Annotated in this window: 15 protein-coding genes; 8 read left to right on the top strand and 7 right to left on the bottom strand. The window is 60.8% G+C overall.

What is annotated here, in order from left to right; genetic code table 11:
- The first annotated feature begins 267 nt into the window (after window positions 1–267).
- The 8 genes from FHS81_RS04615 (at window position 268) to FHS81_RS04580 (ending at window position 9074) form a co-directional block, all read left to right on the top strand.
- The gene (locus FHS81_RS04615) at window positions 268–918 is read left to right on the top strand and encodes a DsbA family protein (RefSeq protein WP_183750893.1); all 651 of its coding nucleotides are present in this window, start codon (window positions 268–270) and stop codon (window positions 916–918) included.
- 28 nt (window positions 919–946) lie between these two features.
- Window positions 947–4408: a chromosome segregation protein SMC gene (gene smc / locus FHS81_RS04610; RefSeq protein ID WP_183750892.1), complete on the top strand. Its 3462-nt coding sequence runs from the start codon at window positions 947–949 to the stop codon at window positions 4406–4408.
- Window positions 4409–4731: 323 nt separating this feature from the next.
- Complete coding sequence (locus tag FHS81_RS04605; RefSeq protein ID WP_210281546.1) at window positions 4732–5073, top strand: AtpZ/AtpI family protein; 342 nt, start codon at window positions 4732–4734, stop codon at window positions 5071–5073.
- 104 nt (window positions 5074–5177) lie between these two features.
- Window positions 5178–5930: a F0F1 ATP synthase subunit A gene (locus FHS81_RS04600; RefSeq protein ID WP_183750891.1), complete on the top strand. Its 753-nt coding sequence runs from the start codon at window positions 5178–5180 to the stop codon at window positions 5928–5930.
- 61 nt (window positions 5931–5991) lie between these two features.
- A complete protein-coding gene (locus FHS81_RS04595; protein WP_183750890.1) occupies window positions 5992–6222 on the top strand; it encodes a F0F1 ATP synthase subunit C in 231 nt (76 codons plus the stop codon).
- A gap of 171 nt (window positions 6223–6393) precedes the next feature.
- Window positions 6394–6927 carry a F0F1 ATP synthase subunit B family protein gene (locus FHS81_RS04590; protein WP_183750889.1) on the top strand — a complete coding sequence of 178 codons (534 nt, stop codon included), beginning with the start codon at window positions 6394–6396 and terminating at the stop codon, window positions 6925–6927.
- Between the two features lie 9 nt (window positions 6928–6936).
- On the top strand, window positions 6937–7425 hold the full coding sequence (locus FHS81_RS04585) for a F0F1 ATP synthase subunit B family protein (protein WP_183750888.1): 489 nt from the start codon (window positions 6937–6939) through the stop codon (window positions 7423–7425).
- A 365-nt stretch (window positions 7426–7790) separates the two neighbouring features.
- Complete coding sequence (locus tag FHS81_RS04580) at window positions 7791–9074, top strand: alpha/beta hydrolase (protein WP_183751253.1); 1284 nt, start codon at window positions 7791–7793, stop codon at window positions 9072–9074.
- Between the two features lie 97 nt (window positions 9075–9171).
- Here FHS81_RS04580 and FHS81_RS04575 read toward each other — a convergent pair whose 3' ends face one another.
- The 7 genes from FHS81_RS04575 to acnA all read right to left on the bottom strand — a co-directional run bounded on the left by FHS81_RS04575 (window position 9172) and on the right by acnA (window position 17476).
- On the bottom strand, window positions 9172–10194 hold the full coding sequence (locus FHS81_RS04575) for a zinc-binding dehydrogenase (protein WP_183750887.1): 1023 nt from the start codon (window positions 10192–10194) through the stop codon (window positions 9172–9174).
- 118 nt (window positions 10195–10312) lie between these two features.
- Complete coding sequence (locus tag FHS81_RS04570) at window positions 10313–11080, bottom strand: SDR family oxidoreductase (RefSeq protein ID WP_183750886.1); 768 nt, start codon at window positions 11078–11080, stop codon at window positions 10313–10315.
- Complete coding sequence (locus FHS81_RS04565; RefSeq protein WP_183750885.1) at window positions 11077–12393, bottom strand: beta-ketoacyl-ACP synthase; 1317 nt, start codon at window positions 12391–12393, stop codon at window positions 11077–11079. The genes FHS81_RS04570 and FHS81_RS04565 overlap by 4 nt, the downstream gene beginning before the upstream one ends.
- Complete coding sequence (locus FHS81_RS04560; RefSeq protein WP_183750884.1) at window positions 12390–13562, bottom strand: beta-ketoacyl-ACP synthase; 1173 nt, start codon at window positions 13560–13562, stop codon at window positions 12390–12392. The genes FHS81_RS04565 and FHS81_RS04560 overlap by 4 nt, the downstream gene beginning before the upstream one ends.
- Before the next feature lies 1 nt (window position 13563).
- On the bottom strand, window positions 13564–14025 hold the full coding sequence (locus tag FHS81_RS04555) for a 3-hydroxyacyl-ACP dehydratase FabZ family protein (RefSeq protein WP_183750883.1): 462 nt from the start codon (window positions 14023–14025) through the stop codon (window positions 13564–13566).
- Window positions 14026–14287: 262 nt separating this feature from the next.
- A complete protein-coding gene (locus FHS81_RS04550; RefSeq protein ID WP_183750882.1) occupies window positions 14288–14566 on the bottom strand; it encodes an acyl carrier protein in 279 nt (92 codons plus the stop codon).
- 207 nt (window positions 14567–14773) lie between these two features.
- Complete coding sequence (gene acnA, locus FHS81_RS04545) at window positions 14774–17476, bottom strand: aconitate hydratase AcnA (protein WP_183750881.1); 2703 nt, start codon at window positions 17474–17476, stop codon at window positions 14774–14776.
- Window positions 17477–17522: the final 46 nt, after the last annotated feature.

The following is a 17522-nucleotide window of genomic DNA, read 5'->3' as shown; positions in this document are numbered from 1 at the left end:
GCTGTCGCTTCGGGGACGTTTGCGGGAGATGGTCTGGGGATGGGGCGTCGGGACGCGTTGATATATTCGTGATCGTCATCAAACACGCTTGCGTCGCGGTGCAAGGCGGATCACCTTGCAGCTGGCGTTCCGGTCGGCTGATGTTGCGGCCGGCGCCAGATGTGTAGGAGCGTGCTGCCTGTGCCATAAGCCTCGGTGAGGGGCGGGATGCTTTGGCGGGCGGCATGTGCTTTAATGCCGTGTACCTTCATTCGGAGACTGGGAAAGATGACGACGCGTCGACATGTGATTACGGCAATGGCCGCCGGAGCAGCCGTCGGACTGATGGGGCCGGGCGTTCGCCCCGCGATGGCGCAGGACGCATCTGTCGTCACGCTTGCCGAACAGGGGCCTCTCGGCGATGTCGTGCTCGGCTCGAACGACGCCAAGGTGACGGTGATCGAGTATGCCTCTCTGACGTGCGGCCATTGCGCGACATTCCACCAGGATACTTTTCCGGCATTCAAGGAAAAGTATATCGACACCGGCAAGGTGCGCTTCATTCTGCGCGAGTTCCCGCTGGATGATCTGGCCCTGCTCGGCTTCATGCTGGCGCGTTCCAAGGGCAACGAGCATTATTATCCCATCACGGGGCTGCTGTTCGACCAGCTCGGTCGCACGTGGGCGAAGCCCGGCGACGACAAGCCGCTTGATTCGCTGCTCGCCACGGTGCGGCAGGCCGGCATCACGCAGGAAGATTTCAACGCCACCATCAAGGATCGCAAGCTTTACGATGGCGTGACGGCGGTGCGCGAGGCGGCATCCAACAAGTTCAGCATCAACTCCACGCCGACGTTCTTCATCAATGGCAAGCGTCATCTGGGCGCACTGACGATCAACGATCTCGACAAGGCCATCGAGCCATTGCTCGCGGGCTGATTCGGATCATTCGTTCCGAGGGTATGCCTTGAAGCTCAACCGGCTGCGAATCGTCGGCTTCAAGACTTTCGTTGAACCGAGCGAGTTCCTGATCGAACCCGGCCTTACCGGCGTGGTGGGGCCGAACGGCTGCGGCAAGTCCAACCTTGTCGAGGCGTTGCGCTGGGTCATGGGCGAAAGCTCCTACAAGTCGTTGCGTGCATCCGGCATGGACGATGTGATTTTCGGCGGCTCGTCGACGCGTCCGGCGCGTAACAGCGCCGAGGTCATGCTGACCATTGATAACACTGCGCGCACCGCGCCAAGCTTCTGCAATGATTCGGATACGCTTGAGGTGTCGCGCAAGATCACGCGCGACAGTGGCTCGGCCTATCGCATCAACGGTCGCGAGGCGCGGGCGCGTGATGTGCAATTGCTGTTTGCCGATGCCGCGACGGGCGCGCGTTCGCACGCGATGGTGCGTCAGGGGCAGATCGGCGAGATCATCGCGGCAAAACCGCAGGCGCGCCGGCGGATTCTGGAGGACGCTGCTGGAATCGCCGGTCTCCACAGCCGCCGCCACGAGGCAGAACTGCGCCTGCGTGCGGCGGAGGACAACCTGCGCCGCCTTGAAGACGTCATGCATGAGATCGACGGACAGGTGGATGGCCTGCGCCGTCAGGCCCGTCAGGCTGGCCGTTACCGCGCCTTGTCCGCCGATATTCGCCGGCTGGAAGCGGTGAGCCTCCTCATCGCCTGGTGTGAGGCGCGGGATCAGGTCGCAGGGTCCGCAGCTGCCTGCGGGCAAGACGAATCAGCTGTAACCGCTTGCGGCGAGCGGCAGGCGCAGACGGCCTATGCCCAGGGCATCGCGGCGCATGCGTTGGCGCAGGCCCGGGCGGCCGAGGAAGCGACCGCGCAGAACTATCAGAATCTGGTGCAGCAACACGCCCGGCTTGAGGCCGAGGAAAAGCGCGCCCGCGAGCGCACCGCGGATGCCGCGCGCCGCATCGTCGAGCTGGAACGGGATATCGTGCGCGAAAAGGCGCAGGCTCAGGATGCAGGCACCACGATTGCCCGCTTGCGCGATGAAGACGGGGCGCTGGCGGCACGGCTGGAAGGCGCGGATTTCGATCTGGCCGAGGCCGCTGAAGTCGTGGCCATGACTCTGGCGGCGCTTGAGGATGCCGACGCCGAACTGGCGCGCGTGCAGGCCGGCGTGGCGGATGTCGCAGCGCGCAGGGCCGAGTTATCCCGCCGCTTGACGCGCGAGGAAGAGCGTCTGGTTGAGCTGACGCGCGAGCATGATCATGTCGCACAGGAGCTGGCGGCGCTGATCGAGCGCGCAGGGCCAGATGATGTGGACATTCTTGCCGGGCGTGCCGAAGCCTGTGAAGCGCTTTACGAGGAGGCCGAATCATCTGCCGATGCAGCCCGCGCCGCGTTGACGGAGGCGCGCGCGGAGGAGGCAGCACTACGCCAGCCGATGTCGGAGGCGGAGCGGCGCGTGCAGCGAATCGAGGCGGAGATCGCCGCACTGCGCCGGTTGGCCGCGCCGGACGCACGCGGCGGGGGCATTTCGATTCTCGATATGCTTCAGGTCGCCAAGGGATACGAAACGGCTTTGGGCGCGGCCTTGGGCGACGATTTGCTCGCCGGGCTTGACCCCTCCGCGCCGGCCCACTGGCGCACAACGTGGCCAGACGAGAATGACGACACGCCAACGGCGGCATTTCCGCCGGGTGTGGAGCCTTTATCCGACAAGGTCTCTGGCCCGCCCGCGCTTGAGCGCCGCCTGCGGGCTATCGGCATCGTGGATCGCGAATCAGGTGCCGAGTTGCAAGCGATATTGACGCTGGGACAGCGGCTGGTGACGCGCGAAGGCGACGTATGGCGCTGGGATGGCTTCACCAGCGCCGCCGATGCGCCATCGGCAGCTTCGCGTCGTTTGGAGGAGCGCAACCGGCTCGCTGATCTCGAAACCGAAGCGGAGCAGGCGCAAGAAGAGGCGGGCGTTGTCCGCGACCGCCTCGACGCGGCGCAAACGCGGATTCGGTCTGCCGCCGAGGCGGAAACACGGACTATCGATGCCCGGCAGGCCGCTCGTCGCACCTTGGAAGATGCTCGTGCCGCGCTGACCGCTGCCGAACGCGCCAATACGGCCACCGCAACACGCCGCGCGGCGCTGGAGGAAGCTGTCTCACGTCTTGCAACGGGGCGCGATCAAGCAGGGGAGGGGGTCAAGACGGCTTCCGCCGAGCTGTCGGCCCTGCCGGAGGTGGATGAAGCGGGATCGGCCCGCGCTCGTGCTGCCGCCACTGCGGCGCGCGGCGCGCACGGCGATGCAGAGCGCTCATTACAGAGTTTGCAGCGGGATGTTGCGGCGCGGCGACGGCGGCGCGATGCCATCGCGGCGGAGTTACGTGCGTGGGATGAGCGCGCTGCTCGCGCTGCCGGCGTGCTTGAGGACATCGGCGAGCGGCTCGACATCGCCCGCGAAACGCAGATTGAACAAACCGAGGCAGCAGAAGAGCTGTTGCTTCAGCACGCCGTTGCCGCCGGAGACGCTCGCGAGGCAGAGGCGGCCGTTGTTGCAGCCGGCGAAGCGCGCCGCGCGGCAGAAACCGCTCTTGTAACGGCGGAAACAGCAGCGCGCGCCGCCTTGGATGCGCTCTCCGCAGCCCGAGAGGCGCGAGCAAGGTCTCAGGCCGTTGCCGAGGCCGCGCAGGAAAATCTGGTTCGGATCAGCCACCGCATTGCCGATGCGCTAGGCATCGCACCGGAGCAGTTGCGAGCGCACGCAGGAATTGAAGAAGAAGCGGAAATTCCCGCTGCCGATGCCGTCGAAAACGATCTGGTTCGGTTGCGGCAGGAGCGTGAGCGCCTTGGTGCTGTCAACCTGCGGGCCGAGGAAGAACTGGCGCAGATGCAGGACAAGCGAGAAGGCATCGGTGCCGAGCACGATGAGTTGACGGAAGCGATTCGGCGTCTGCGCACAGCCATCGGCAACCTGAATCGCGAAGGACGTGAGCGGTTGCTGGCGGCCTTTTCCGAAGTGAATACGCATTTCCAGCATCTGTTCACGCTGCTGTTCGGCGGCGGTACGGCTGAACTGACGCTGATTGATTCGGATGATCCACTGGAAGCGGGTCTTGAAATATATGCCCGCCCGCCGGGCAAAAAGCCGCAGGTGCTGACCCTGCTCTCTGGTGGGGAGCAGGCGCTGACGGCGATTGCGCTTATATTTGCGGTGTTTTTGACAAATCCGTCGCCGGTTTGCGTTCTGGATGAGGTGGATGCGCCACTCGACGACGCGAATGTCGAGCGTTATTGCGCGCTGCTGCGCGACATGGTGGAGCGAACGCAAACGCGCTTCATCGTCATCACGCATAATCCGATCACCATGGCCGCCATGGACCGCCTGTTCGGCGTGACGATGGCGGAAAAGGGTATATCGCAATTGGTATCGGTGGATCTGGCCGTGGCAGAGACTATCCGCGAAGCTGGCTGATGTGTTGCCTGAATGACCACGTCGGCGGAAATCTGCGCAAGCAGGCGGAAAAAATATGCGCCAGGGCGATTAATGTATTGAAAACAATGCCTTATGCGCTTTTTTGACGAAGTTGACACTGAATGCGGCTGTCACTATGTTGCGCCAAATTCGTTGGAATTGAACGGTTGCGGCTTTGGTCGCACGCCTTGCTGTTCCAAAGCTGTCCTCTCGCATAACGGCCTGTCGAATGTCGGCTGATATCCTTGTGCTGCCGTTCCGGCTGCGTGAGGTTTCTCTTTCACTGCTTAATGTGTCGTATGCGCATTATGACGGGGGTCGGCATGTCGAAAGGTGAAGACGGTGATCTTGCCAAACGGCTTGATGAACTGGGCCGCAAGCTGGCTGTGAAAGAAGAAGAGGCTCGCGCCGCCCGTAAAGCGGATGAGCCTAAGTCACAGGGCGATGCGTCGTCCGTTTCTGCCGCCTTGCGGTTGTCCGGCGAATTTATCGCCGGCGTCGTCGCCGGTGGCGGCATCGGATGGGCGGTGGATACCTATCTGGGGCTGTCGCCCTGGGGTTTGATTGTTTTTCTGCTGCTGGGCTTCTTGACAGGCGTCTGGAACGTGCTACGGGCAGCGGGCTATCTGAAGACGTCTCGCGACAATGCGTCGTCCGGACGTTGACGGAAATGACATAGGGGGTGACCGGCTGACTGTGTGTCGGCTGGTCCGGGGCATTCGAAGCGGTCACAGGTGGCCGCTGTCAGACGAGCGGGAAAGAGGCGGCCATGGCAAGTCCTACCGAACAGTTTGAGATTCGGCATTTTTCCGATCCGCTGTTCTTTATTGGCGGTTCGCCGGTCACCGTGACGAACTCCGCTCTCTTCATGATTGCGACCGTGGGCGTGATTGTCGTCTTTATGCTGGCAGTTACGTCATCGCGTTCCGTGATTCCGGGGCGCTGGCAAAATGCCGGTGAGTTGCTCTACGAGTTTGTGGCAGATACGGTACGACAATCGGCGGGCAAAGACGGTCTGGTTTTCTTTCCGCTGGTGTTCTCCCTCTTTGCCTTCATTCTCGTCGCCAACCTGCTGGGCATGCTGCCATACTCGTTTACGGTGACGAGCAGCATCATCGTGACGGCGACATTGTCGCTGCTCGTGATTTTGACGGTCATTGTTTACGGTGTTGCCAAGCACGGCGTGAAGTTTCTCAACATCTTCGTGCCGTCGGGTGTGCCTGCATGGCTGTTGCCGCTGATTGTCGCGATTGAGGTCGTTTCGTTCCTCTCGCGTCCAGTCAGTCTGTCCGTGCGTCTGTTCGCCAACATTCTGGCTGGCCACATCGCACTCAAGATCTTTGCGGGCTTCGTCGCCGCACTTCTGGCTAGCGGCACCGTCGCAGCTGTGTTGTCGCCGCTGCCGCTTCTGTTCACTATCGCCATCGTCGCGCTGGAATTTCTGGTTGCGGTGCTCCAGGCGTATGTCTTCGCCGTGCTGACCAGTCTTTATCTGCACGACGCCCTGCATCCCGGCCACTGATCCGATATCGGCCGGTTGTTCCGCCATCACGACAAGTGTCTCAAAGTCTAAGGAGCTTTCCATGGAACTCGCTGCTGCTGCTAAGTACATCGGTGCCGGTCTCGCCACGTTTGGTCTCGCTGGTGCTGCTCTTGCTCTGGGCAACCTGTTCGGTCAGTACTTCGCTGGTGCCTTCCGCAACCCGGCGGCTGCCGAAGCCCAGCGCGGTACGCTGGTTCTCGGCTTCGCTCTCACGGAAGCACTCGGCATCTTCTCGCTGCTGATCGCGCTTCTGCTGCTGTTCGCTGTCTGATCAATCACACAGAGTGACGGCGGTTTTGCCTTCGGGGTGGATTATCCCGAAGGCTGTCCGCCATCAAATGATGGGTCTCGTTGCCGATTGTGGCGCGCGTGGGCCCGTCTGTCTGTTTGGCATCCGGCGTTAGGGTCGGATGTTGCGTCCTCATGAAGGAGGGGTTGGCAGATGGCTAAAGCGATTGAAAACGGGGTTGATCTTGCTGAGGAAGTTGGCTTCCCTCCGTTCGACACCGATACTTTCGCATCCCAGATTTTCTGGTTGGTGCTGACGTTTGCTTTTCTTTACTGGTTTGTCTCCAAGATCGCCCTGCCGCGTCTCGCCTCCGTGATCGAGGAGCGCAAGCAACGTGTCGAAACCGACCTCGCCGATGCCGCCAGGCTCAAGGCGCAGGCCGATGAAGCCTTTGCCGCCTACGAGGCCAGCCTCGCTGCTGCCAAGAATAATGCGCGCGTTATCGCCGAGGAAACGCGTGCCAGTTTGGCGAGTGAGAGCGAAGTCCAACGCAAGTCGTTGGAACAGGATCTGGCGACTCGTATCGCAAACGCCGAAAAAACCATCGACGACACCAAGACCAAGGCGCTTAGCCATGTTGGCGAGATTGCTTCGGAAGCCACGTCGTCGATCGTCGAGCGTCTGCTTGGCAGCGCGCCGACTCAGGTTCAGGTTGATAAGGCGGTCAAGTCCGCACTTGATCGATAGGAGACGACAATGTTTCTGGAAGCAGATTTCTGGGTTGCCGTCTCTGTTCTCGCCTTTCTGGCCGTTGCATTCAAGTTTGGCCTCGGCAAGATAATTGCGAACTCGCTCGACAATCGCACCAAGCAGATTGCCAGCGATCTCGCTGAAGCCCGTCGTTTTCGCGATGAAGCCGAAGCATTGCTAAAGGCCTATGAAGCCAAGCGCGTTGCTGCGGAGCGGGAAGCTCAGACGATCATCGATACAGCGCGCACGGATGCGGCCAGTGCCGCCGCTGAAGCACATGCGCGTCTTCAAGAGTTCGTGGCACGCCGCACCGCTGCTGCCGAGGCCAAGATTGCTCAAGCTGAAGTGCAGGCTACGGCTGACGTCCGTGCAGCTGCTGCCGACGCTGCAGTTCGCGCGGCTGAAGAGATTTTGCGTGACAATCTGAAAGGCACTCAAAAGGCCGAGCAGATTTTTGAAGATAGCCTGAAGGAAGTCCGGGCACAGATCCATTAAGCTGCTTGTGCTAACATCTGTTTAGCAGGTCAGGCGCCGCTTTGATGGTGAGACAGCCTGCTACGGTTCACTTCGTCATTGTCATGCTATATCGATAGACTATTAAAAGCTCCGGAGCATTGGCTTCGGGGCTTTTTCATTTTAAAAGATATTATAAGCATCTATATCGATTGATTGATGCTTTACTGGTGGCCCTCTGTCATTTCCATGCAACCGCTCTCAAAATTCTTAACCTGATTATGTTCTGTGACCCTATATTTGATGCGGGGTGCATTTCATCGGCGTTGTATTTGTGCCTATAAGAGACATCGAATTTGATTGATCGCGTGTCGGGTTTGTCGCCTCGGGAATACAGGGTGGAGTTGATGGTGAGCGCTCTGACGATTAGCCGGAATAGATTGCCTCTTCTCCGGGCCGCCGTGTTGAGCGTGGTGGCGCTCATATTGGCTTCATGCGCTGGAAACCCTCGCGGTGTGCTTTCTCCGGTTGCCGAAACGGTTCCGGGAGCGACTAGGGTTGATATGATGGTCGTGACCACCCGTGAGGAAGCAGCAAATCGCGCCGAAATGTTCTCGGGTGAGCGCCGTGAGCACGCCGCCTTTGCTGATATCGTTGTCTCCATACCGCCCGCCAGTGCTCGCAAGCCAGGCGAAGTGCAATGGCCGCGCCGTTTGCCCGGCAATCCCGCGACGGACTTTGTGGCCTTGCAGGCGGACTTCCTCAATGAAAAGCAAGCGCTTCAGCGTTTTCAGCGCGTGCTCAAAAAGACACCCCAACGCAGCGTTCTCGTGTTTGTGCACGGATACAACAATCGCTTTGAGGATGCCGTTTTCCGGTTTGCGCAAATCGTAAACGACTCAGGCGCAAAAGTGGCTCCGGTCCTCTTTACCTGGCCGTCACGTGGCAGCCTTCTTGCTTATGGTTATGATCGTGAGAGTGCCAACTTCTCGCGTGATAGCCTGGAGAATCTGCTGACGGTGCTCGCACGCGACAAGAGCGTTGGCGAGATCTCGATTCTGGCGCACTCCATGGGCAACTGGGTGGCGCTGGAGGCTCTGCGCCAGATGGCAATCCGCAATAACGGCCGCCTTGCGCCGAAGATAACGAATGTTATGTTGGCCGCTCCCGACGTGGACATCGACGTCTTCAGAACGCAGATTTCGCAGATTCGTGCGTCCGGAAAGCCCGGTGGCAAACCAGCGAACTTCGTATTGTTTACCTCGCGCGATGATCGTGCGCTTGCGGTTTCCCGGCGGGTGTGGGGCAGCAGCGTCCGCCTTGGTGCGATCAACCCGGCAATCGAGCCGTTCAAGTCCGAATTCAACCGGAAGAATGTGACCGTCGTCGATATGGCCGGGGTGCGCACCACCGACAGGCTCAATCATGGCACGTTCGCCGAGAGTCCCGAGGTCGTGCAATTGATTGGCGCTCGCGTCGCCGGCGGTCAGACGCTGACGGACTCACGCGCTGGGTTCGGCGATCACATTATTCAGATTACCTCCGGTGCGGCGACATCGGTCGGCACAGCCGCAGGTCTGGTTTTGGCTGCGCCGGTTGCTGTGTTGGACGCGAAAACGCGCGAAAACTACGGCGGCCAACTTCAGGGATTGGGCCAGTCCCTGTCCGGCACGGTGGAGGGGGTGCAGTAAGCAAGCCCCTTTTTGATGCGAAGATAAAAAAATCGGCCCCGTCAATGTTGGCGGGGCCGATTTTTATCCGAAAGGGGTAATATCTTTTTGGCAGGTATCAGACCGTGACAATGATTTTGCCAAAAACTTTTCGTCCCTCCAGGCGGTCCAGGCCGTCCTGGAAGTGGTCGAGTTGGTAGACGGTATCGATAACAGGGCGGATGTCTGAGGCCATCTTGTCCAAGGCCTCACGGATATTGCGAAGATTACATCCGAAGGAACCGAATATCTTATATTGCTGCTGGAAAAGCTGCATCAGGTTCATCGTGGTCGAAACGCCCGATGTCGAGCCGCAGGTAACCAGACGGCCGCCGCGCTTGAGGCTGAGAAGCGAGCCGTTCCAAGTATCAGCGCCGACATGCTCGAACACCACATCGACGCCCTTGCGCCCCGTCAACTTGCGTACGACGCCCTCAAACCTGTCGGTGCGGTAGTTGATGACGTGATCTGCGCCGAGAGCTTTGACTTTCTCGCCTTTTTCATCATCACCTACGGTGGTGATGACCGTGCAGCCAATAGCCTTCGCCATCCGGACCGCTGCCGTGCCGATGCCCGATCCCCCGGCGTGCACGAGAACGGTCTCGCCTGGCTCCAGCTTGGCGTTGTCAAACAACATGTGTTGCACGGTACCGAACGCGATAGGCGCACAGGCAGCTTCTTCGAAGCTGACTCCATCCGGTATCTTGACGACGAGTCTCGCCTGCATATTGACAAGCTCGCACGTAAAACCGTCGACATGAAAGCCCATGATGCCGGCGACGTTTTCACACAGATTATCGCGCCCTTCGCGGCAGGCCCGGCATTCGCCGCACGTTTTCGCGCCATAGAGTGCCACGCGATCACCAACCACAACATTATCGACGCTCTCGCCGATCGCAACGATCTCGCCTGCGGCTTCCGCTCCAACTGTCAGTGGCAGCTTGCGCTTGGCGAAGGCCATGCCGCGAAATCCCCACACGTCGATGTGGTTGAGGCCGACCGCCCGGACGCGAACCTGAACCTCGCCGGGACCGGGAGAAGGGGGGGCAGCGACATCGACAAGACGCAGATCGCGGTCGCCAAAAAGTTGCAGGGCACGCATGAAACTGTTTCCTCGCAAGACCGTTTTCGCGCGAAGCCGCCGCCGCTTCGCTGAAGAAAAACATATTCAGTGAATGATCGCACCTGCCTCCTGCCTTGATGAAACAGGAGGTCAGAGTTCAGCGGTGAATGCCAATCTGGGCTGTAAGGCCACCGTCGATCGGCAAAACTGCACCTGTGATATACGCAGCAGGGTCGGAGAGAAGGAAGGCAGCAAGGCCGGCCACCTCCTCGACACGGGCAAAGCGTCCCGCTGGGATCTGCTTTTCCATATTGGCGCGATATGCGGCATAGGGGGCCAGCATATCGGTATCGATGAAGCCGGGCGCAATGTAGTTGGCGGTTACACCGCGTTTGGCCGTTTCAACGGTGAGTGTGCGCAGATAGCTCAGCAGCGCACCCTTCGAGGCTGCATAGGCGCTGTTGCCGGGATTGCCTTGCAGCGCCGCGACAGAGCCGATGGCCACGATGCGTCCGGCACGCGCGCGGATCATCGGGCGCACCAGCGCCTTCACCAATTGCGTGAACGACCAGAAGTTGACCTGCATAATCGCTTCGGCATTGTCCTGCACCAGCACGGCTGCAAGCGTGTCATAAGATTGCCCGGCATTATGGATGAAGCCGAAATAATTTTCGTCGGCAGCCGTTTCGCCAAACGCATTGATTGCCCCGCGATCGGAGAGGTCGAGAGGAAGCGCGCGGACGGTGACGCCGTTCTGTGACAGTCGTTCGGCGGAGCTATGCGCGGCATCGCCGGATGAGCGGTATGTAAAGTCAACGTCGAACCCCTGTGAAACCAGGGTTTCGACAATCGCAGCACCCAGGCCCTTCGCGCCTCCTGTTACGAGAACACGCTTGCGGCTGTTGTTTGTCGCTTCTGTTGTCATGCTGTGGGTTCTGATGTCAGGACGAGGCAGGTGTTTTGCCCGCCGAAACCGAATGAGTTGGACAAGACCCGCTTAACATTCGCGTCCCGGGCGACGTTGGGCACGACGTCCAGCGCGATAGCGGGATCTGGAATTTCGTAGTTGATGGTGGGCGGCAAGCGTCCATGAAGCAGTGTCAGCAGCGAAAACACGGCTTCCACCGCGCCGGCGGCACTAAGCGTGTGGCCTACCATCGATTTGTTGGATGAAATCGGCACTAGGCTGGCACGTTCCCCAAATACAGCCGTGGAGGCCAGCGACTCCATCTTGTCGTTTTCGGGCGTGCTGGTGCCATGGGCGTTAATATAATCGATGTCGTCCGGCGTCAGGCCAGCATCGGTGATGGCCTCGCGGATTGCAGCAATGGCGGGAGCACCGTCCGGGCTGGTGCGGGTGCGGTGGAAGCCGTCGCCGTGCTCGCCGCATCCTGCGACGAACCCAAGAATGGTGGCGCCGCGCGCCCGCGCCGCATCATAATCTTCCAGCACCAAAGCGCCCGCGCCTTCACCCATGACGAACCCGTCGCGGTTCTTCGAGAACGGGCGGGAGGCGCCTTCCGGGTTGTCGTTATTCGTGGAGAGCGCCGAGAGCAGCGAGAAGCGCACCAGCGCTTCCACGTGAACGGAGCCGTCTGTGCCGATGGCAAGCGCTGCTTGCGTTTCGCCGCGGCGGATAGCCTCCACACCAAGCTGGATCGCTGTGGCTCCCGACGAGCAGGCCGTTGACAGCGAAATCGGCGAGCCGCCAATGCCGAAACGTTCCGTCAGCCGGTCGGCCGTTGTGCCAAAGAGGAAAAGGTCGTGCCACTCCGCAAAGGCACCGGATGTGGCTGTGCGGAGCAGGTCGGCATAGGAAATGTCGCTCGTCTTGCCGGATGCACGTGCCAGCGCAATGCGCTGTGGCCACTCGATCTCGACCGGCGGAACCGCGAGGAACAGCGAGCCCGGAAAATTCCCCGGTTTGCCATCTGCTGGCAAGTGGCCGATGCCGGACTGTGCGATGGCCTCTTCAGCGGCCAGAACCGCCAGCCTCTCCGACAATACAGGTGCGCAGGAGGTGGCGTCGGGCAGAAAATCAACCGTTGCGGCAATGGTTGTCCGCAGGTTGCTGGTTTCAAAGCGGGTGATGCGATGAACGCCGGAGCGCCCTTGCGTCAGCGCCTGCCAGTTGTCGGCCTTACCCTGACCGAGCGAAGTGACAATGCCCGCGCCGGTGATCGCCACCAGCGGTCTGCCTTGCCTGTCGCGGGTGGGGGATGAGGATGCCGCCGTCATGCTGACCTGCTTCCGTTTGGTGCGGCTTCAAGAAGCGCAAGGCCTTCGCCGCGCTTGTGGCCGACGCTCGTGACAACAGCCTGGTGCAAACGTCCTGCCTCCAGAGCGGTGGTGGCCAGCGCCAGTCCGAGTGGGAACTGCGCTTCCAACGTGTTGCCGAACAGATCGCCGGTGGAATGCACCGGAATTCGCGGCACCAGCTTTGTCAGCGATCCACGCTCTTCTTCGGTAATGCCCGCGACGCCCGTCGCGCCGGAGAAGACAGCGCCGCCTATGCCACGGAAGGCTTTTGCACTGTCTGCCCACAGCTTTTCAACAGAGTTGCCGACAGAACCCGGATGCCTGCGAGGTTGGTTCGAGGAGACGCCGCGCAAAACTGCCAGTGGCTTCGCACCACGAGCCTCAGCGTGCTCGCGCGCTTCCAGAACGAGAAAAGCCGCGCCGCTGCCAAGAATGAATCCGCCACCTTCGCCCGGCCGGTCCCATACGGACGCGTAATGCTCTTTCCACAGATACCCGCCAAGCTCGTAAATCAGCAGGGCATCGGCACGTTCGGCGTTGTAGGAGCCGCCGACGAGGAAGATATCGCCCTGTGCTGCCTCAATACGGGCGTGCGCAACACGAACTGCGTCAACGCCCGCCTGCTCCTCGCCCATGAAAGTCCGCGATGCACCGGTGACGCCATGAACGATGGCGATGTTACCTGCGAGCAGGTTCGAAAGTTGCGCCAGAAACAATGTCGGGCGCAGATCGCTCATCAGCCTTTCGTTGAGAAAGGCGTCGGGGTTCTCAGCCGAGGCGATGCCCGACAGGATCTGCCCGTCAACGGCATAATCACGCTCGCCGCCGCCCGCTGACACAATCATGTGCATCTGCTGACGCAACGGATCGTCGCGAGGGATACCGGCGTCTTCGAGCGCCAGCCCTGCGGTGTATACGCCGAGCTTTTGCCAGTTTTCCATCTGCCGCTGATCGGCTTTCTTGGGAATCTGCTCTCCCCATTCAAGCGGTGCGACAGGATGCACGGGGAAGGGGGCAAAGCTGTCCGTATCGATCTGCGGCGGATTATCCTCGTCGAGCGCGGCAAGATGCGCCTGACGTCCCTCGCCAAGGTTCGAAACAAGGCCGATGCCGGTGATCCATACGTCGCGGGCAGGGCTGTTTGACATGTCAGGCGTTCTCCAGAACGAGACCGATGTCCGCAGCCTGCGCGCGCATCTGCGCAGACAGGCCATCCGGGAACGGCAGAAGACGGAACATCAGTTCCGCATCGCAAATGGTTTTGCCGTCGCTGGCTATCTTGGTGCGCGTGACAGCATAGCCGGAACCCTGATGCACGCGCGCCGCGCTGATGACCAGAGGCGCGCCCGGGCCGACGAATGACCGGAATTTTGCCTTCTCGACACTGGCGAGAAAAGGCATATGCGTGAAACGCAGCAGACCGAGAATGAGATAGCCGGAAGCCTGTGCCATCGTCTCCGTCAGCAGCACGCCGGGCATCAGCGGGTGGCCAGGAAAGTGCCCTTCGAAAACAGGGCTTTCCAGCGGAACCGTGGAATGGGCCTCAAGCCGTTCGCCTGCTTCGTCGAAGAGGGCGACACGGTCGATCATTTGAAAATATTCAAGGCGCATGGCTGGCTATTGACCGTGCAACCCGCCGCATGGAAAGCGACAAGCAAATTGGCATGAAAACTCTCCAGAGGCGGTATCGTGCAGCGCTTTCATCAACTTGAATCAGCATAACAAGACTGATTCGAGAGTAGATGATCCGAGGGGGGTATTGTCCAGCAATAAATGGCCGGCATACCGATGCGCATGGATGAACCGAGGCGCGCTTACCCGCCGGCTGGCGACGCACCTCCGTATGATCGGGGATGCGCCTGTCCTGCTCCGATCAGCCCTTGGCTGCGACCAGCTCATCGATGCGGGCGGAGAGGTTCTTCAACACGAAGTACTGCTCGGCCGGGACCTTGCCCTCGTTGACTTCCTGCGTCCATTGCTCCAGCGGCAGCTTGATGCCGAACGCCTTGTCGATGGCGAAAGCAATGTCGAGGAAAGCGAGCGAGTCTACGCCGAGATCGTCGATGGCGTGGCTTTCCGGCGTGATCTGGTCGCGCGGGATATCCGACGTATCGGCAATAATGTCGGCGACGGTCTCGAAAGTGGATGCCATCGCGGTACTCCTGATTCTGTTGCCGCAAGCCATGTGGCGCGGCAAATACAAAGACTTGCGCCGGACTCGTCCGGGCGCGTCGATCCGGGATGTTTCCCTATACATGAGCGCCGGCGCTTATCCAAGCACCGGCGCTCGCTGTTTTTACAATCACGTGACGTTGTTCAGGCCCCTTTGTGCTCAGGCAGGGGTCTGAACAGGTTCAACTTACGCGGCAAGCTGACGCAGAACATAGTGCAGAATACCGCCATTGCGGAAGTATTCCAGCTCATCCAGCGTGTCGATGCGCACAACCAGTGGCACACGCTCGACGCGGCCATCGGCGAAAGCGATCTCGGCCTCGATCTTCTGGCGCGGCTGAAGTTCCGCACCCAGACCGTGGATGGTGACCTTCTCGTCGCCCTTGAGACCCAGCGTTTCCCACGAGGTGCCTTCCTCGAACACGAGCGGCAGAATGCCCATGCCCACGAGGTTGGAGCGGTGAATACGCTCGAAGCTCTGCGCGATCACGGCGCGGATACCGAGCAGCTTGCTGCCCTTCGCCGCCCAGTCACGCGAGGAGCCCGTGCCGTATTCACGGCCGGCGAACACCACAACCGGCACGTTCTCGGCCTTGTAACGCTCGGCCGCATCGAAGATCGACAGGCGCTCGCCAGACGGATAATGAACCGTCCAGCCACCTTCGACCACGTTGCCGTTTTCGTCGTGCACCATCTGGTTCTTGAGGCGGATGTTCGCGAACGTGCCGCGCATCATGACCTCGTGGTTACCGCGACGCGTGCCGTACTGGTTGAAGTCCTGCGGGCGCACCTGATGATCGCGCAGATAGCGGCCGGCGGGGCTGGCTTCCTTGATCGAACCGGCGGGGGAAATGTGGTCCGTCGTGATCGAGTCGAGGAAGAGGCCGAGCACGCGGGCGTTGACGATGTCCTCGACCGGCACCGGCGTCTTCGTGATGCCTTCGAAATAGGGCGGGTTCTGCACGTAGGTGGAGGACGCGTCCCACTGATATGTCAGGCCGCCCGACACCGTGATACCGCGCCAGTTCTCATCGCCGGTGAACACGTCCGCGTAACGGCGGCGGAACAGTTCCTGCGTGATGTTGCGGTCGATGAACTCCTGGATCTCGTGCGAAGACGGCCAGATGTCCTTGAGGTAGACCGGCTGCCCGTCCGAACCCGTTCCGAGCGGCTCTGTCGTCAGGTCGACCTGCAGCGAACCCGCGATCGCATAAGCGACGACGAGCGGCGGCGAGGCGAGATAGTTGGCACGCACGTCCGGGCTGATACGGCCTTCGAAGTTGCGATTGCCCGACAGAACAGCCGTCGCGATGATGCCGTTGTCGTTGATCGTCTTCGAGATTTCGTCTGCCAGCGGGCCGGAGTTGCCGATGCAGGTCGTGCAACCATAACCGACGATGTTGAAGCCGAGCGCGTCGAGATCCTTCTGAAGACCTGACTTCTCCAGATATTCGCCTGCCACCTGCGAGCCGGGTGCAATCGAGGTCTTCACCCACGGCTTGGACTTCAGGCCCTTCGCCACCGCATTGCGCGCCAACAGGCCGGCGCCGATCATTACGCTCGGGTTCGAGGTGTTGGTGCAGGAGGTGATGGCCGCGATCACGACATCGCCGTGGCCGAGGTCGAAGTTCTTGTCTTCAACCTTGAAGCGCTTGGCGATTTCGCCGGCTTTCTTGAACTCGCCTTCCAGCGCGTCGATAAAGCCCTGCTTGGCGCCGCCAAGGAGGATACGGTCCTGCGGACGGCGGGGACCGGCCATGGAGGGCACGACATCGCCAAGGTCCAGCTCAAGCGTGTCGGTGAATACCGGGTCGGGCGTTTCCTTGGTGCGGAACGTGCCCTGCGCCTTTGCATAAGCCTCGACCAGCGCCACGCGGTCGTCGGCACGGCCGGTCTTGCGCAGGTAGCTGATGGTGGCGTCATCGATGGGGAAGAAGCCGCAGGTCGCACCGTATTCCGGCGCCATGTTACCGATGGTCGAGCGATCTTCGATGGTAAGGCCGTCCAGACCTGGGCCGAAGAACTCAACGAACTTGCCGACCACGCCCTTCTTGCGCAGCATCTGGGTGACGGTCAGCACCAGATCGGTGGAGGTGACGCCTTCCTTCAGCTTGCCGGTGAGCTTGAAGCCGATGACTTCGGGAATCAGCATGGACAGCGGCTGGCCGAGCATTGCGGCCTCAGCCTCGATGCCGCCCACACCCCAGCCAAGAACGGACAGACCGTTGACCATGGTGGTGTGCGAATCGGTGCCGACGAGCGAGTCGGGATAGGCAACGGTTTCGCCGTTCTCTTCGCGCGTCCAGACGGTCTGCGACAGGTATTCGAGGTTCACCTGATGGCAGATGCCGGTGCCCGGCGGCACGACGCGGAAATTGTCGAACGCGTCCTGGCCCCAGCGCAGGAAGCGGTAGCGCTCGCCATTGCGCTCGTACTCTTTCTCGACGTTGTCGTGATAGGCGCGCGGGGTGCCGAATTCGTCCACGATGACCGAGTGGTCAATGACCAGATCGACGGGAACGAGAGGGTTGATCTTCTGCGGGTCACCGCCGAGACGGTTCATGGCGTCGCGCATGGCGGCCAGATCGACGACACCGGGAACCCCGGTGAAGTCCTGCATCAGCACGCGGGCGGGGCGAAACGCGATTTCCTTCTCAACCTTGCCCTTGTTGTTGAGCCAGTCGACAACGGCGACGATGTCGTCGCGCTTGACCGTGCGCTCGTCCTCGAAGCGCAGCAGGTTTTCAAGCAGCACGCGCGTCGAGAAGGGCAGGCGGGAAGCACCTTCAAGGCCGTTCTTCTCGGCCTCGGGAATTGCGTAATAAATGTAGGATTTGTCACCCACCTGAAGGGAGCGGCGGGATTTAAAGCTGTCGTTGGATGTTGTCATTGCGTGATCCTTGCGGGGATGTGAGACACGAATGCCAAGCCTGGAA

The sequence above is a fragment of the Pseudochelatococcus contaminans genome (assembly GCF_014195635.1).
Lineage (GTDB): Bacteria > Pseudomonadota > Alphaproteobacteria > Rhizobiales > Beijerinckiaceae > Pseudochelatococcus > Pseudochelatococcus contaminans.
This window is presented reverse-complemented; position numbering and strand designations above follow the sequence as displayed.